Origin of the sequence: Bacteroides sp. Marseille-P8574 (genome assembly GCF_902825465.1) — a bacterium.
In the GTDB taxonomy this organism is placed as follows: Bacteria; Bacteroidota; Bacteroidia; order Bacteroidales; family Bacteroidaceae; genus Bacteroides; species Bacteroides uniformis.
In genome coordinates this window covers 1,654,311-1,670,235 of sequence record NZ_CADEBE010000002.1, presented here as the reverse complement: position 1 = coordinate 1,670,235, position 15,925 = coordinate 1,654,311, and the positions used below count along the sequence as shown (strand labels likewise).

General features: G+C 47.6%; 14 protein-coding genes and 2 tRNA genes. 14 read left to right on the top strand and 2 right to left on the bottom strand.

Annotated elements, in window-relative coordinates:
- Positions 1–3: 3 nt before the first annotated feature.
- Positions 4–648 carry an HU family DNA-binding protein gene (locus HUX74_RS19635; RefSeq protein WP_174647266.1) on the bottom strand — a complete coding sequence of 215 codons (645 nt, stop codon included), beginning with the start codon at positions 646–648 and terminating at the stop codon, positions 4–6.
- Positions 649–1,289: 641 nt separating this feature from the next.
- Between HUX74_RS19635 and carB the strand changes: the two genes are divergently transcribed.
- The 12 genes from carB (at position 1,290) to tsf (ending at position 14,027) form a co-directional block, all read left to right on the top strand.
- A complete protein-coding gene (carB, locus tag HUX74_RS19630; RefSeq protein WP_005833447.1) occupies positions 1,290–4,517 on the top strand; it encodes a carbamoyl-phosphate synthase (glutamine-hydrolyzing) large subunit in 3,228 nt (1,075 codons plus the stop codon).
- A 128-nt stretch (positions 4,518–4,645) separates the two neighbouring features.
- Positions 4,646–5,206 (top strand): sugar O-acetyltransferase, encoded by a 561-nt coding sequence (locus HUX74_RS19625; protein ID WP_044467352.1) that lies wholly within the window; start codon positions 4,646–4,648, stop codon positions 5,204–5,206.
- A 130-nt stretch (positions 5,207–5,336) separates the two neighbouring features.
- Positions 5,337–5,411 (top strand) — tRNA-Val (locus HUX74_RS19620).
- Positions 5,412–5,442: 31 nt separating this feature from the next.
- Positions 5,443–5,517: transfer RNA gene (locus HUX74_RS19615), tRNA-Val, on the top strand.
- Between the two features lie 157 nt (positions 5,518–5,674).
- Positions 5,675–7,021 (top strand): adenylosuccinate lyase, encoded by a 1,347-nt coding sequence (gene purB, locus HUX74_RS19610; RefSeq protein ID WP_005829591.1) that lies wholly within the window; start codon positions 5,675–5,677, stop codon positions 7,019–7,021.
- Between the two features lie 136 nt (positions 7,022–7,157).
- Entirely contained in the window at positions 7,158–8,642 is a 1,485-nt protein-coding gene (locus HUX74_RS19605; protein WP_174647265.1) for a pseudouridine synthase, read from the top strand.
- A gap of 27 nt (positions 8,643–8,669) precedes the next feature.
- Positions 8,670–10,073 (top strand): asparagine--tRNA ligase, encoded by a 1,404-nt coding sequence (gene asnS / locus HUX74_RS19600; RefSeq protein WP_174647264.1) that lies wholly within the window; start codon positions 8,670–8,672, stop codon positions 10,071–10,073.
- A 151-nt stretch (positions 10,074–10,224) separates the two neighbouring features.
- Positions 10,225–10,716 carry a DUF4488 domain-containing protein gene (locus HUX74_RS19595; protein ID WP_035450126.1) on the top strand — a complete coding sequence of 164 codons (492 nt, stop codon included), beginning with the start codon at positions 10,225–10,227 and terminating at the stop codon, positions 10,714–10,716.
- Positions 10,717–11,052: 336 nt separating this feature from the next.
- A complete protein-coding gene (rplM, locus tag HUX74_RS19590) occupies positions 11,053–11,514 on the top strand; it encodes a 50S ribosomal protein L13 (RefSeq protein WP_117600785.1) in 462 nt (153 codons plus the stop codon).
- A 6-nt stretch (positions 11,515–11,520) separates the two neighbouring features.
- Complete coding sequence (gene rpsI, locus HUX74_RS19585; protein WP_005829603.1) at positions 11,521–11,907, top strand: 30S ribosomal protein S9; 387 nt, start codon at positions 11,521–11,523, stop codon at positions 11,905–11,907.
- Between the two features lie 172 nt (positions 11,908–12,079).
- Complete coding sequence (gene rpsB, locus HUX74_RS19580) at positions 12,080–12,913, top strand: 30S ribosomal protein S2 (RefSeq protein WP_005829604.1); 834 nt, start codon at positions 12,080–12,082, stop codon at positions 12,911–12,913.
- Between the two features lie 121 nt (positions 12,914–13,034).
- Entirely contained in the window at positions 13,035–14,027 is a 993-nt protein-coding gene (gene tsf / locus HUX74_RS19575; RefSeq protein WP_005829605.1) for a translation elongation factor Ts, read from the top strand.
- Positions 14,028–14,139: 112 nt separating this feature from the next.
- On the opposite strand, the gene HUX74_RS19570 is transcribed toward tsf, so the two are convergent.
- Positions 14,140–14,487, bottom strand: a complete 348-nt coding sequence (locus tag HUX74_RS19570; protein ID WP_061411216.1) for a translation initiation factor — start codon at positions 14,485–14,487, stop codon at positions 14,140–14,142.
- A gap of 150 nt (positions 14,488–14,637) precedes the next feature.
- Between HUX74_RS19570 and HUX74_RS19565 the strand changes: the two genes are divergently transcribed.
- Together HUX74_RS19565 and HUX74_RS19560 are read left to right on the top strand one after the other, a co-directional pair.
- Positions 14,638–15,294 carry a redox-sensing transcriptional repressor Rex gene (locus tag HUX74_RS19565; RefSeq protein ID WP_061411218.1) on the top strand — a complete coding sequence of 219 codons (657 nt, stop codon included), beginning with the start codon at positions 14,638–14,640 and terminating at the stop codon, positions 15,292–15,294.
- The gene (locus tag HUX74_RS19560) at positions 15,294–15,911 is read left to right on the top strand and encodes a fumarylacetoacetate hydrolase family protein (RefSeq protein WP_061411220.1); all 618 of its coding nucleotides are present in this window, start codon (positions 15,294–15,296) and stop codon (positions 15,909–15,911) included. The genes HUX74_RS19565 and HUX74_RS19560 overlap by 1 nt, the downstream gene beginning before the upstream one ends.
- Positions 15,912–15,925 lie beyond the last annotated feature (14 nt).

The following is a 15,925-nucleotide window of genomic DNA, read 5'->3' as shown; positions in this document are numbered from 1 at the left end:
ACCTCAAGGGATGACGCTTTCTTTCCTTTTCACGTACACCTTATGGCTTCCGATGCCGCTTGTATCGATTCCGCTGCCGGGAGTATGTGCCCATTTGCGCAGTTCCACAGTGGCGGTGGAGCGGACGAGTCCGGTCAGTTGCCGGTAGATGCTGACAGTAAGGAAGGCGTGCTTGTCTAGATACTGATGCGCTAGAGCCAGACGTTGTTCGGGGGTGTATTTCTTCGACGAGTGTGCGGGTTTCCAGGAGGCACGTTCCAGTTCGCACCAATGGTTGGTTTCTCTAATCAAGGCCTTGTCTGTGCGGAAGTTCACGCCGCTTACGTAGATGCTCCGTGCGTTTCGCTTCGTGGTGCTTTCTTGGGGCTGTTCGCGTTCTTTGTCGGGGTAGATGGACAGTGCGGGGGTGAATACGCCCAATCCTTCTATCTTCACCGAGCGTCCCATTCCCATTTCGTGGGCCAGGGCTTCGCCCAGCTCGCAGATAATTCCTTCGGTTACGCCTTTCGAGAATCCCGAGGTCATGGCGATGTATTCCGCCAGTTCGCGCGTGCCGGTCTGTCCGGTCATCACCATCTTGGGGTAGGTGATCGGTTCGCCCGTGCCTTGCAAGTCGGGCATTTCTTTCATTTGGTAGCGTGTGGTCATTGTTGCGTTCTCCTTTCTTTTCTTTCCTTCGTTGCAAAGTCCTTTTCCCTGCGGAGCAAAGTTCTTTTGGTGGCGGAGAAATCTTAGAATAAAGCCTTTATTCCAAGGAATAGAAATTTTATTTTTAAGAATAAAAGCTTTGTTTGTAGAAACAGAATCCTTGTTCTATTTTTGTATAGGCACAAAGGTAAGTTTCCGTGGCGAGAAAAGCAAGTTTTGGTAGGGAGAATCTTCATATTTATCTGCAAATGCCTTTACTGAGGTATAGTCTTTCTTTTTTATATGGAATCGCATTTTTCGGAAAAAGATTTCGGTTGCGGGTGGCGGTCGTTCTTCTATTATGGAGGATGACGTTTCTTTTATGCAAAAAAACATGCCACAATTTGCTCTTTTCGTAAATAAGTCGTTACTTTGCACAAATTTTAAAGAGACTATGCAATCGCAGGAAATGAGAAGCAAATATAACCTCCGTTCGAATGAATTTCATTCGGGAGCCGTCAGTTTCTCTTTTTTCGAGAAAGATATTTTTAGTTCTTTGGTAATGCGTTAATCCTTTATTGGGTGACGCATTTTTTTTGTGAAATAGCTACAACTCGTAGTTCGTAGCTTGTAACTCGTAACTTAATAGACAACAAGAGAATATGGAAAAGAATTTAAAGAAAGTGCTTGTCTTGGGTTCTGGTGCGCTCAAGATTGGTCAGGCCGGAGAGTTTGACTATTCCGGTTCGCAGGCGCTGAAGGCGTTGCGCGAAGAAGGTATCGGTTCTGTTTTGGTAAACCCGAACATTGCTACTATCCAGACATCGGAAGGTATCGCCGATCAAGTTTATTTCTTGCCGGTAACTCCTTATTTCGTGGAAGAAATCATCAAGAAAGAACGTCCCGACGGCATTTTGCTGGCATTCGGCGGACAGACGGCGCTGAACTGCGGTACGGAACTCTACCAGAACGGAATTCTTCAGAAATATGGCGTGCGCGTGCTGGGTACCTCCGTTGAGGCGATTATGTACACCGAAGACCGTGACCTCTTTGTGAAGAAGCTGGACGAGATTCCGATGAAGACTCCGAAGAGCCACGCTGTGGAGAGCATGGAAGACGCACTGAAGGCAGCCCGCGAGATTGGCTACCCCGTGATGGTGCGCTCGGCTTATGCTCTGGGCGGACTGGGAAGCGGTATTTGTCCGGACGAGGAAGCCTTCATTAAATTGGCCGAAAGCTCTTTCACTTTCTCCAAGCAGATTCTGGTAGAAGAGTCTCTGAAGGGTTGGAAGGAAATTGAATTTGAGGTAATCCGCGATGCCAACGACCACTGCTTCACGGTGGCAAGCATGGAAAACTTCGACCCGCTGGGTATTCATACGGGTGAGTCCATCGTAGTGGCTCCCACTTGCTCATTGACCGACGAGCAGGTGAAAATGTTGCAGGAACTCTCCACCAAATGTATCCGCCACCTGGGCATCGTGGGTGAATGTAACATCCAGTATGCGTTCAACGCCGAGACAAACGACTATCGTGTCATCGAGGTGAACGCCCGTCTGTCCCGTTCTTCCGCATTGGCTTCCAAGGCTACCGGTTATCCGCTGGCATTCGTGGCTGCCAAGATTGCGTTGGGCTATACGCTCGACCAAATCGGCGAGATGGGAACTCCCAACTCGGCATATGCAGCTCCGCAGCTTGACTACCTGATTTGCAAGATTCCGCGTTGGGACTTGACAAAGTTCGTAGGTGTCAGCCGCGAAATTGGCTCCAGCATGAAGTCGGTAGGCGAAATCATGTCTATCGGACGTTCCTTTGAAGAAATTATCCAGAAGGGCTTGCGTATGATTGGTCAGGGAATGCACGGATTCGTGGGCAATGAGGGAGTGGAGTTCGATGACTTGGATTACGAACTGTCACATCCCACCGACCTGCGCGTCTTTGCCATTGCCGAGGCTCTGGAAAAGGGATATGCCATCGACCGCATCTTTGAGCTGACCAAGATTGACCCCTGGTTCTTGGGCAAGCTGAAGAACATCGTAGACTACAAGCAGAAACTTTCCCAATATAATAAGGTGGAAGACATCCCCGCCGACGTGCTGCGCGAAGCCAAAGTGCTTGGCTTCTCCGACTTCCAGATTGCCCGCTTCGTGCTGAATCCGCAAGGCAATATGGAGAAGGAAAACCTTGCCGTACGCGCCCGTCGTAAGGAGCTGGGCATCCTGCCCGCCGTGAAGCGCATCAATACGGTGGCTTCCGAACATCCGGAACTGACGAACTACCTCTACATGACGTATGCCGTTCAAGGTTATGATGTGAACTATTATAAGAATGAAAAATCAGTGGTTGTGCTTGGTTCGGGCGCTTACCGCATCGGTTCGTCTGTAGAGTTCGACTGGTGCTCGGTGAATGCCATCCAGACTGCCCGCAAGCTGGGCTACAAGTCCATCATGATTAACTATAACCCCGAAACCGTTTCTACGGACTACGACATGTGCGACCGTCTCTACTTCGACGAGCTCTCCTTCGAGCGTGTGCTCGACGTTATCGACCTGGAGCAGCCGCGCGGTGTCATCGTGTCCGTGGGTGGACAGATACCGAACAACCTGGCAATGAAGCTTCACCGCCAGTCAGTTCCCGTGTTGGGTACTTCCCCCATCTCCATCGACCGTGCCGAAAACCGTAACAAGTTCTCTGCCATGCTCGACCAGCTGGGCATCGACCAACCGGCTTGGCAGGAACTCACTAGCCTGGAAGATGTGAAAGGCTTTGTAGAGAAGGTGGGCTATCCGGTACTGGTGCGTCCGTCTTACGTACTCTCCGGTGCTGCGATGAATGTATGCTACGATGAAGAAGAACTGGAAAACTTCTTGAAGATGGCTGCTGAGGTATCTAAGGAATATCCGGTGGTGGTATCCCAGTTCTTGCAGAACACCAAGGAAATCGAGTTCGACGCTGTTGCCCAAAACGGTGAAGTGGTGGAATACGCCATCTCCGAGCACGTAGAGTTTGCCGGTGTACACTCCGGTGACGCTACGCTGGTATTCCCGGCACAGAAGATTTACTTTGCAACGGCACGCCGCATCAAGAAAATCAGCCGCCAGATTGCGAAGGAACTCAATATTTCCGGTCCTTTCAATATCCAGTTCCTGGCACGCAACAACGAGGTGAAGGTTATCGAGTGTAACCTCCGTGCATCGCGCAGCTTCCCGTTCGTATCCAAGGTGCTGAAGCGTAACTTCATCGAGACTGCTACCCGTATCATGCTGGACGCTCCCTATACACAACCGGACAAGTCGGCATTCGACATCGACCGTATCGGTGTGAAGGCAAGCCAGTTCTCCTTCTCCCGTCTGCACAAGGCAGACCCGGTATTGGGTGTGGACATGTCGTCTACGGGCGAGGTAGGCTGTATTGGCGACGACTTCTCCGAAGCATTGCTGAATGCCATGATTGCTACCGGATTCAGAATCCCCCGTCCCGAGAAGGGCGTGATGTTCTCCTCCGGAGCCATGAAGTCCAAGGTGGATTTGCTGGATGCCAGCCGCATGCTCTTTGCCAAAGGCTATAAGATTTATGCTACGGCAGGTACAGCCGCTTTCCTCAACGCCCATGGCGTGACGACGGAAGCCGTTTACTGGCCGGATGAACGCCCGGATGCGGAAAACAACGTGATGACGATGATTGCCGACCATGCCTTCGACCTGATTGTCAACATTCCGAAGAACCATACGAAACGCGAGCTGACCAATGGCTACAAGATTCGTCGCGGTGCCATCGACCACAACATTCCGTTGATTACCAATGCCCGCCTGGCAAGTGCCTTTATCGAGGCATTCTGCGAAATGAAGCTGGAAGATATCCAGATTAAGAGCTGGCAGGAGTACAAATAAATTGTTTGCTCTATAAACGATTGCAGGAGCGGAAAGCCGAAAGGTTTTCCGCTCTTTTGGTATACTGCGTTTATTTCCGTATTTTTGTTCGGGGCTGAGTCTCTGTATGAATCAAAAGAAGAAATAATATGAATGAAGTGGAAAAAATGCGTAGCTCCCAGTTGGCGGATATGTCCGTTCCGGAGATACAGGTGAAGTTCGAGCATGCCAAGCGCTTGCTGGCAAAAATGCGTGTGATGAGTACTTACGATGAGGATTACCGGAGTTTGCTGGAGGAACTGGTGCCAGGTATTCCCGCTACTTCCATCATCTGCCCGCCCTTCCATTGCGACCACGGGGATGGGATCCGGCTGGGTGAGCATGTCTTTGTCAATGCCAATTGCACTTTCCTGGACGGGGGATATATCACGATTGGTGCCCATACGTTGGTCGGTCCATGCGTACAGATATATACTCCCCATCATCCGATGGATTATATCGAGCGTCGTACGGAAAAGGAATATGCCTATCCGGTGACGATAGGAGAGGATTGCTGGATTGGCGGCGGTGCCATTCTGTGTCCAGGCGTCACCATCGGCGACCGTTGTATCATCGGTGCGGGTAGTGTGGTGACGAAAGATATTCCATCCGATAGCATAGCCGTTGGTAATCCGGCAAAGGTCATCCGGAAAAATGAGGCAAAAAAGTGAACGTACTAAATGCTTGAGAAACAGAGCGTGTCGCTAAATGACTAAAAAAATATCGAAAAATATTATGCAAAAGTTTTGGTAATGTCAAAATAAGCTGTACCTTTGCATCGCTTTTGAAACGGAAGTGTACGGGCGTTTAGCTCAGCTGGTTCAGAGCATCTGCCTTACAAGCAGAGGGTCGGCGGTTCGAATCCGTCAACGCCCACACAAAATCCAAGCACTTTCGTTCATCAAAAGGGCGTTTAGCTCAGCTGGTTCAGAGCATCTGCCTTACAAGCAGAGGGTCGGCGGTTCGAATCCGTCAACGCCCACTGGAAATTTTCATTCGAAGGTGGTCTTGCAAGTGATTGTAAGGCCATTTTTTTATCCGTTAACTTCCTTTTCTTAAAATCTTTATCCTTTATGTCTTGTTACTCAGAAAAAAGCAGTAATTTTGCAGTCCGATAATTATCATCATAAATACGACGTATGAAACTTGATTTACTTACCGCAATCTCTCCGATTGACGGTCGATACAGAGGCAAAACGGATGTTTTGGCTGCCTATTTTTCAGAATTTGCACTGATTAAATACCGTGTACAAGTTGAAATAGAATACTTTATCACGCTGTGTGAGCTGCCTTTGCCGCAACTGAAAGGGGTGGATAAGGGCGTTTTCGAAACCTTGAGAAACATTTACCGTAACTTCTCCGAAGCCGACGCGCAACGCATCAAGGATATTGAGAGCGTGACGAACCATGATGTGAAGGCTGTGGAGTATTTCTTAAAAGAAGAGTTTGACAAGTTGGGTGGTATGGACGACTATAAGGAGTTCATCCATTTTGGTCTGACTTCACAAGATATCAACAATACGTCTGTTCCTTTGTCTGTAAAGGAGGCGTTGGAGCAGGTGTACTATCCTCAAATAGAGGAACTGATAGCGCAGCTCCGTGCTTATGCGGAAGAGTGGGCCGCTATCCCCATGCTTGCCAAGACACACGGACAACCGGCTTCGCCTACCCGTTTGGGCAAGGAGGTAATGGTGTTTGTCTACCGTCTGGAACGCCAGTTGGCAACGCTGAAGGCTTGTCCGGTGACAGCAAAGTTCGGTGGCGCTACGGGTAATTACAATGCCCATCATGTGGCTTATCCGGAATATGACTGGAAGGCATTCGGCAATAAGTTCGTTTCCGAAAAGCTTGGCTTGGAACGCGAGGAGTATACTACCCAGATATCCAATTACGATAATCTGTCTGCCATCTTTGATGCCATGAAGCGCATCAATACGGTGATGATTGATATGAACCGTGACTTCTGGCAATATATCTCTATGGAATATTTCAAGCAGAAGATTAAAGCCGGTGAGGTGGGCTCCAGCGCGATGCCGCACAAGGTGAACCCGATTGACTTTGAAAATGCGGAAGGAAACCTGGGCATGGCGAATGCTATTCTTGAGCACTTGGCGGTAAAACTGCCGGTTTCCCGTTTGCAGCGTGACTTGACGGACTCTACCGTGCTCCGCAATGTGGGTATGCCGTTCGGGCATATCATTATTGCCATACAAAGTTCTTTGAAGGGTTTGCGTAAGTTGCTGTTGAACGAACCGGCCATCTACCGTGACCTGGACAATTGCTGGAGCGTGGTGGCCGAGGCTATCCAGACCATTCTGCGCCGCGAGGCCTATCCGCATCCTTATGAAGCGTTGAAAGCGTTGACCCGTACCAATCAGGCCATTACGGAAGCGTCTATCAAGGAATTTATAGAGGGACTGAATGTAAGTGAAGAGATAAAGAAAGAATTGCGGGTGATTACCCCCCATACTTATACGGGAATTTAAGCAACCACAGAAGTGTACCGGAGGAATTTCAACTTTTTACTCCGGCAATTGTTATAGAAACATATAAAATTCAAGGTATAATAGAGACAATGAATGGCCGTGAGGCCAAGGTTTAATTTTATTCGAATAAAAAACAATGAGTACAGAAAACGAAACTTGGCGTGATGCTTCTTCCGCAGAGGAGAACTCAGGTGCCGGCCGCGATGGTAACCAATTTAACAAGGAAGGTGGCTACAGCCGTCCGTCTTACAACCGTGATAATGGCGACCGTCCTTATCGCCCCAGATTTAACAGTGAAAACGGGGACCGCCCGCAGCGTCCTTATAACAGTGACCGCCCTTATCGCCCGCGCTTTAATCCTGGTGCGGACAATGGTGACCGTCCGCAGCGTCCTCGTTACAATAACGATAATGGCGACCGTCCCTATCGTCCGCGCTATAACAGCGAAGGCGGCGACCGTCCGCAACGCCCTTATGGAAACAATTCGGGTGACCGTCCTTACCGTCCGCGCTATAACAGCGAAGGTGGCGACCGTCCGCAACGCCCTTATAATAGTGACCGTCCGCAGCGCCCGCGTTATGGCAATGAGGGTGGTGACCGTCCGCAACGTCCTTATAACGGCGACCGCTCCTACAACAGCGACCGTTCTTATAATACAGACCGTCCCTATCGTCCGCGCTATAACAGTGAAGATGGCGACCGTCTGCAGCGTCCTCGCTACAATAATGAGGGTGGTGATCGTCCTTATCGTCCACGCTTCAATTCGGGTGGTGGAAGGCCTGGCGGATATGGTAACAGAGATAGCTATAGTCGTCCTGTCCGTCGTTCGGCCGATTATGACCCCAATGCTAAGTACAGCAAGAAGAAACAGATAGAGTATAAGGAGCAGTTTGTGGACCCGAACGAGCCTATCCGTCTGAACAAATTTCTGGCCAATGCCGGTGTTTGTTCCCGTCGCGAGGCTGATGAATTCATCACTGCCGGAGTTGTTTCTGTAAACGGAGAGGTCGTGACGGAATTGGGAACCAAGATTAAACGCGGTGATGAAGTGAAGTTCCACGACCAGACGGTCAGCATAGAACGTAAGATTTACGTCCTGCTGAACAAGCCGAAGGATACTGTGACTACTTCGGATGACCCCCAAGCACGTCGCACGGTGATGGATTTGGTGAAAGGCGCTTGCAACGAACGCATTTATCCGGTAGGTCGTCTGGACCGTAATACTACAGGTGTGTTGCTGCTGACAAATGATGGTGACCTGGCTTCCAAGCTGACGCATCCCAAGTATCTGAAGAAGAAGATATATCATGTGCATTTGGACAAGAACCTGACAAAAGCCGATATGGAGCAGATTGCAGCCGGCATTCAACTGGATGATGGGGAAATCCATGCAGATGCCATCAGCTATACGGATGACTTCAAGAAAGATGATGTCGGTATTGAAATCCACTCCGGCAAGAATCGTATCGTGCGTCGTATCTTCGAATCGCTGGGATACAAGGTGATGAAACTGGACCGTGTGTATTTTGCCGGTTTAACCAAGAAAGGCCTGCGCCGCGGCGAATGGCGTTACCTCACGGAACAAGAGGTGAACTTCCTGCGCATGGGTTCTTTTGAGTAATATATAATAAGGTATAATAACTGTTTTATGGAAAAGATTAGTAGAACAAAGATTGTTGACCTGCTGAAGCGTGAAGATTTTGGCGCTATGGTCAACGTGAAGGGCTGGGTTCGTACCCGCAGAGGTAGTAAGCAAGTAAACTTTATCGCGCTGAATGACGGTTCTACAATAAATAATGTGCAGATTGTAGTAGACTTGGGTAACTTCGATGAGGAGATGCTGAAAGAGATTACTACCGGTGCTTGTTTGAGCGTAAACGGTGTGCTGACAGAATCTGTCGGTTCCGGTCAGAAGGCCGAAGTGCAGGCCCGCGAAATCGAAGTGCTGGGAACTTGCGATAACACGTATCCGTTGCAGAAGAAAGGTCATTCCATGGAGTTCCTCCGTGAGATAGCCCATCTGCGTCCCCGTACCAATACGTTCGGGGCTGTGTTCCGTATTCGTCATAATATGGCGATTGCCATCCACAAGTTCTTTCATGACAGAGGGTTCTTCTATTTTCATACTCCGATCATCACGGCTTCCGACTGCGAAGGCGCAGGCCAGATGTTCCAGGTAACTACAAAGAATCTGTATGACTTGAAGAAGGACGAGAATGGTTCCATTATTTACGATGATGACTTCTTTGGAAAGCAGGCCAGCCTGACGGTTTCCGGACAGTTGGAAGGCGAACTTGCCGCTACTGCATTGGGAGCCATCTATACATTCGGTCCTACGTTCCGTGCCGAGAATTCCAATACTCCCCGCCACTTGGCAGAGTTCTGGATGATTGAGCCGGAAGTGGCGTTCAATGATATTGCGGACAATATGGACCTGGCGGAAGACTTCATCAAGTATTGTGTGCAGTGGGCTTTGGACAACTGTGCCGACGATGTGAAGTTCCTCAATGACATGTTTGATAAGGGATTGATTGAACGTCTGCAAGGTGTCTTGAAAGAAAACTTCGTGCGCCTGCCCTATACGGAAGGTATCAAGATACTGGAAGAGGCTGTTGCCAAAGGACATAAGTTTGAATTCCCGGTGTACTGGGGAGTTGACTTGGCTTCCGAACACGAGCGCTATCTGGTGGAAGACCACTTCAAGCGTCCGGTTATCCTGACTGACTATCCGAAGGAAATCAAAGCGTTCTATATGAAGCAGAACGAAGACGGCAAGACCGTGCGTGCCATGGATGTGCTCTTCCCGAAGATTGGGGAAATCATTGGCGGTTCCGAACGTGAATCGGATTACAACAAGCTGATGACGCGTATTGACGAACTTCACATTCCGATGAAGGATATGTGGTGGTATCTCGATACCCGCAAGTTCGGTACATGTCCCCACTCCGGATTTGGTTTGGGCTTTGAGCGTTTGTTGCTGTTCGTGACGGGCATGACGAATATTCGTGATGTTATACCGTTCCCACGTACGCCGCGTAACGCCGAGTTCTAGGTTTTGGAATATACAAACTGGATAAAATCATCCGCACAAACATTCTGTTGTTTGTGCGGTTTTTTTATATCTAAAAATGTTATAATCTCAAAATAAATCTTTATATTTGTGTCTAACGGAACGACATAACGTTAACCAACATCATACGAATATGAAACGGAACTATTTCTTTACCATGCTGGCAGCGGTGCTGCTTGCGGTAGCGGGAGCCAATGCGCAGGAGAGCGCAGAGTTTAGGCCTGCGGAACTGGCAGGAATTTGGCAGTTATGTCATTATGTGTCTGAAATCCCGGATGTTCCCGGGATATTGAAACCGAGTAACACCTTTAAAGTGCTGAGTGATGACGGCCGTATTGTCAATTTTACAATTATTCCAGGCAAAGATGCCATCATCACTGGATATGGGACTTATCAGCAGCTGACGGATAATTCCTATAAGGAAAGCATTGAGAAAAACATCCATTTGCCCATGTTGGACCATAAAGACAATATACTGGAGTTTGAAATAGGGGACGACGGGGTAATGTACCTGAAGTATTTTATAGCTAAGGACTTGAATGGTAATGAACTGAATACATGGTTCCATGAAACATGGAAGCGGGTGGGCATGCCTGCAAAATTCCCCGAAGACCTTGTTCGTTGATATTTCTTTTTCTTTCCCGTTTCTTTCTCATGCAGCTTTGAAAGCCTTCTATGACGGCATCGACCGATGAAGGCCGCATCATAAAGAGTTGTTCTGCGGAGATTCTTCCCTTTCTCCGCAGGATAACTTTGTCTGTTGTATATCAGCCAAGTGGCTCTCTAAAAAAAAGTGGAAAACTTTTGCCAGTTCTAAGAAAAACCGTACCTTTGCAAGCCGATTATTATCTCGAAAGGATAAGCATTTAATTCATAGCGAGTTAATCTTCCATTGTCCGGGATGACTGGCTTGCGGTGAAGAAAAACATTTTAGTAGTAACATTTTAAAAAACAATTAAGAGTGGATACTTTAAGTTACAAGACCATTTCTGCAAACAAAGCTACAGTGACTAAAGAATGGGTCATTGTTGACGCTACAGACCAGGTATTGGGCCGTCTGGGCGCAAAAGTTGCGAAACTGTTGAGAGGAAAGTATAAACCTAACTTTACCCCTCACGTAGATTGTGGCGATAATGTAATCATTATCAACGCCGACAAAGTAAAATTAACCGGTAACAAGTGGAATGACAAGGTATATCTGTCATATACAGGTTATCCCGGCGGCCAGAGAGAAATCACTCCTGCCCGTTTGCAGGCAAAACCGAACGGTGATGACAAGTTACTGAGAAAAGTAGTAAAGGGTATGTTGCCTAAGAACAAGTTGGGCGCAAAATTGCTGGGCAATATGTATGTATATGCCGGTAGCGAGCACAAACACGATGCTCAGAACCCGAAAATGATTGATATTAACATACTTAAATAAGAGATAATGGAAGTAGTAAATGCATTAGGCAGACGTAAAAGTGCAATTGCACGTATTTTCGTAAGCGAAGGTACCGGAAAGATTACTATTAATAAGAGAGACCTCGCAGAGTACTTTCCATCAAGCATTCTTCAGTATGTAGTTAAACAGCCGTTGAACAAGCTGGGTGTTGCTGAAAAGTACGATATCAAAGTGAACCTCTGCGGTGGTGGTTTCACTGGACAGTCTCAGGCTTTGCGTTTGGCAATTGCCCGCGCACTGGTGAAAATCAATGCTGAGGACAAGGCTGCTCTCCGTTCTGAAGGCTTCATGACTCGTGATCCTCGTTCTGTTGAACGTAAGAAACCGGGACAACCGAAAGCACGTCGTAGATTCCAGTTCAGTAAACGTTAAGAGTTGGAGAACGGTTGGGGCGGACAAGTTGCTTAATTCTCGACTTTCACCTCTCAACTCTCAACTGAAAAAGCGTTTAGTATCTAAACTACCGGGACTCTTCAGATTCAGACTACCCGGCGGTTGGTTTAGAAGAAACAAAAAAGAAAGTAAACGATTAATTTAAAAGAAAATGTCTAGAACAAATTTTGATACATTATTGGAAGCCGGTTGCCACTTCGGTCACTTGAAAAGAAAGTGGAACCCCGCAATGGCTCCTTACATCTTCATGGAGCGCAATGGTATTCATATCATTGACCTCAACAAGACGGTTGCTAAAATTGACGAAGCTGCTGAAGCTTTGAAGCAAATCGCTAAATCAGGAAAGAAAGTCCTGTTTGTTGCTACTAAAAAACAAGCTAAGCAGGTGGTTGCCGATAAGGCTGCATCTGTAAATATGCCTTATGTAATCGAGCGTTGGCCGGGTGGTATGTTGACTAACTTCCCGACTATCCGTAAGGCTGTCAAGAAGATGGCTACCATCGACAAGCTGACAAGCGACGGTACCTATTCAAACCTCTCCAAGAGAGAAATTCTTCAGATTTCACGTCAACGTGCAAAGTTGGACAAGACTTTGGGCTCTATTGCTGACCTGACTCGTCTGCCGTCTGCTCTGTTCGTTATCGACGTAATGAAAGAAAATATCGCAGTTCGTGAAGCTAACCGTTTGGGTATTCCAGTATTCGGTATCGTTGATACAAACTCTGATCCTACGAATATCGATTTCGTAATCCCGGCAAATGATGACGCTACTAAGTCAGTAGAAGTTATTCTTGATGCCTGCTGTGCTGCTATGCAGGAAGGTCTGGAAGAACGTAAGGCCGAAAAGGTAGACATGGAAGCTGCCGGTGAAGCTCCTGCCAACAAAGGCAAGAAGAAAGCTACAAAAGCAAGACTCGACAAGTCCGACGAGGAAGCAATCAATGCCGCTAAGGCTGCTGCTTTCATGAAGGAAGAAGAGGCTTAATCATACTGTTGAGAGTTGAGAATTGAAAGTTGAGAGTTACTTTACGGCAATTCTCAATTCTCTATTCTCAACTCTCAATTACTTTATAAGGATATTATTAACAATTAAATAAAAAGATATTATGGCTGTAAGTATGGCTGATATAACCAAGCTCCGCAAGATGACCGGTGCTGGTATGATGGATTGCAAGAATGCTTTGACTGAAGCTGAAGGCGATTTCGACAAGGCAATGGAAATTATCCGTAAGAAGGGACAAGCTGTTGCAGCTAAGCGTTCAGATCGCGAGGCTTCTGAAGGCTGTGTGCTGGCTAAGACTACGGGTGACTTTGCCGTTATCATCGCTTTGAAGTGCGAAACTGACTTCGTGGCTCAGAATGCTGATTTCGTGAAACTGACTCAGGACATTCTGGACCTTGCCGTAGCTAACAAGTGCAAGACTCTGGACGAAGTAAAAGCTCTGCCGATGGGCAACGGTACTGTACAGGATGCTGTAACAGACCGTAGCGGTATCACTGGCGAGAAGATGGAGCTGGATGGTTACATGACTGTAGAAGGCGCAAGCACTGTGGTTTATAACCACATGAACAGAAACGGTCTCTGCACTATTGTTGCTTTCAACAAGGCTGTTGAAGAAGGACTGGCTAAGCAGATTGCCATGCAGATTGCTGCCATGAATCCGATTGCGGTAGACGAAGATGGTGTATCTGAAGAAATCAAGCAGAAGGAAATAGATGTTGCTATAGAGAAGACAAAAGCTGAACAGGTACAGAAGGCTGTTGAGGCCGCTTTGAAGAAGGCTGGTATCAACCCGGCTCACGTGGACAGCGAAGACCACATGGAAAGCAACATGGCCAAGGGCTGGATTACTGCTGAAGACGTGGCAAAGGCAAAGGAAATCATTGCTACTGTTTCTGCTGAGAAGGCTGCACATCTGCCTGAACAAATGATTCAGAATATTGCTAAGGGTCGTCTTGGCAAGTTCTTGAAAGAAGTTTGCTTGCTGAACCAGGAAGACATCATGGATGGCAAGAAGACAGTTAGAGAAGTCTTGAAAGAAGCTGATCCTGAATTGAAGGTTGTTGACTTCAAGCGTTTTACTTTGCGCGCTGAATAATTCCGCTTAGAAACGATTCTATAAAAAGAAGTGGCCGTATATGGGGTTGAATTCCTAAACGGTCACTTTTTTTATGCCTCTACAGTTGCAGTGAGACGGATGATGGTTTGGTTTATCCTACGGGCTTAGTTTGCGTGTATCCTTCAGCTTTCAGCAGGTCAATGACACGCTGTTTGAAGTCGCCCTGCACAATGATTTCTCCATCTTTGGCACTTCCACCCACTCCACATTTACTTTTCAGCAATTTGCCCAGTTCTTTCAGGCCATTGTCGGTGCCCACGAAACCGGTGACAAGAGTGACGACTTTGCCGCCTCGGTTCTTGCGGTCCAGCTGCACGCGCAAGCGTTGTTGTGCAGGGGGGAGGGTAGCTTGCTCCTCATCGTCATTCATCTCATATTTGTAGTCCGGGTTGGTGGAATAGACTATATTCAACCGTTCTTTCCAATCATTATTCTTCATACTTTTTTTAAAAAAACTTCCCAAAAGTACGATATTATGTGGAATTATGCAATTAGAAATTATGTTAAGCTTTTGTTGCATCCGTGTTACTGATTAGAAAAAAAGCACTACTTTTGTCAATCGCAATATTGAGAACTTAAATAAGAAACTATGAGCAGTCCGTTACAGAAAAAAGAAACCATGAAGGTGCCGGAACCTACTTTGCGCCGGCTTCCGTGGTACCTTTCCAATGTAAAGTTGCTGAAACAAAAGGGGGAACGATTCGTATCATCCACCCAGATTTCCAAGGAAATCAATATTGATGCTTCACAGATTGCCAAAGACCTTTCGTATGTTAATATCTCGGGCCGTACGCGTGTGGGATATGAGGTGGACACGCTGATAGCTGTACTGGAGGATTTCCTGGGATTTACCAATATACACAAAGCATTTCTGTTCGGTGTTGGAAGCTTGGGAGGTGCTTTGCTGCGCGACTCGGGTCTGAGCCATTTCGGTTTGGAGATAGTGGCTGCTTTTGATGTGAAGCTTGAATTGGTGGGTACGACATTGAGCGGCATCCCCATCTATCATTCGGACGAGTTCAAGCAGAAGATGCAGGAGTACGATGTCAATATAGGCGTGCTGACGGTACCTATCGAAATAGCCCAGCAGATAACGGATTCCATGGTAGAGGGTGGTATCAAGGCCGTATGGAACTTCACCCCGTTCCGTATCCGCGTTCCCGAGAACATTGTCGTGCAGAACACTTCCCTTTATGCCCATCTGGCCGTGATGTTTAACAGACTAAACTTTAACGAAATCAAGTAATGAAGATTATTGCTGTAGGAATGAACTATGCTCTGCACAACAAAGAGCTGGGACATACACACGAGAATAAGGAACCGGTTATTTTTTTGAAACCCGATTCAGCTATACTGAAAGATGGCAAACCTTTCTTTATCCCCGACTTTTCCAACGAAGTGCATTATGAGGCAGAAGTGGTGGTACGCATCTGCCGTTTGGGCAAGAATATTGCTCCTCGCTTTGCCCATCGCTATTACGATGCGGTGACGGTGGGCATCGACTTCACGGCACGCGACTTGCAACGTAAGTTCCGTGAGGCGGGTAATCCGTGGGAGCTTTGCAAAGGTTTCGACAATTCGGCAGCTATCGGTACCTTTGTTCCTTTGGAACAGGTGGGCGGCAATGTACAGAATCTGGACTTTCGTCTGACGATTGATGATAAGGAGGTTCAACGTGGCCATACAGCGGACATGTTGTTCCGGGTAGATGATATCATTGCCTATGTCAGCCGCTTCATGACCTTGAAAATCGGTGACTTGCTGTTCACGGGAACACCCGCGGGAGTCGCTCCCGTCAGCATCGGACAGCACTTGCAGGGTTATCTTGGGGAAGGGAAAGTACTTGACTTCAATATTCGCTGATTATCTTCGTCTTG

Bases quoted from the DNA above. Each gene is read 5' to 3' on its own strand.
- purB (WP_005829591.1), top strand. From the start codon at position 5,675: ATGAAACTTGATTTACTTACCGCAATCTCTCCGATTGACGGTCGATAC.
- HUX74_RS19635 (WP_174647266.1), bottom strand. From the start codon at position 648: ATGACCACACGCTACCAAATGAAAGAAATGCCCGACTTGCAAGGCACG.
- carB (WP_005833447.1), top strand. From the start codon at position 1,290: ATGGAAAAGAATTTAAAGAAAGTGCTTGTCTTGGGTTCTGGTGCGCTC.
- HUX74_RS19625 (WP_044467352.1), top strand. From the start codon at position 4,646: ATGAATGAAGTGGAAAAAATGCGTAGCTCCCAGTTGGCGGATATGTCC.
- HUX74_RS19565 (WP_061411218.1), top strand. From the start codon at position 14,638: ATGAGCAGTCCGTTACAGAAAAAAGAAACCATGAAGGTGCCGGAACCT.
- rpsB (WP_005829604.1), top strand. From the start codon at position 12,080: ATGTCTAGAACAAATTTTGATACATTATTGGAAGCCGGTTGCCACTTC.
- rpsI (WP_005829603.1), top strand. From the start codon at position 11,521: ATGGAAGTAGTAAATGCATTAGGCAGACGTAAAAGTGCAATTGCACGT.
- HUX74_RS19560 (WP_061411220.1), top strand. From the start codon at position 15,294: ATGAAGATTATTGCTGTAGGAATGAACTATGCTCTGCACAACAAAGAG.
- HUX74_RS19605 (WP_174647265.1), top strand. From the start codon at position 7,158: ATGAGTACAGAAAACGAAACTTGGCGTGATGCTTCTTCCGCAGAGGAG.
- HUX74_RS19570 (WP_061411216.1), bottom strand. From the start codon at position 14,487: ATGAAGAATAATGATTGGAAAGAACGGTTGAATATAGTCTATTCCACC.
- asnS (WP_174647264.1), top strand. From the start codon at position 8,670: ATGGAAAAGATTAGTAGAACAAAGATTGTTGACCTGCTGAAGCGTGAA.
- HUX74_RS19595 (WP_035450126.1), top strand. From the start codon at position 10,225: ATGAAACGGAACTATTTCTTTACCATGCTGGCAGCGGTGCTGCTTGCG.
- tsf (WP_005829605.1), top strand. From the start codon at position 13,035: ATGGCTGTAAGTATGGCTGATATAACCAAGCTCCGCAAGATGACCGGT.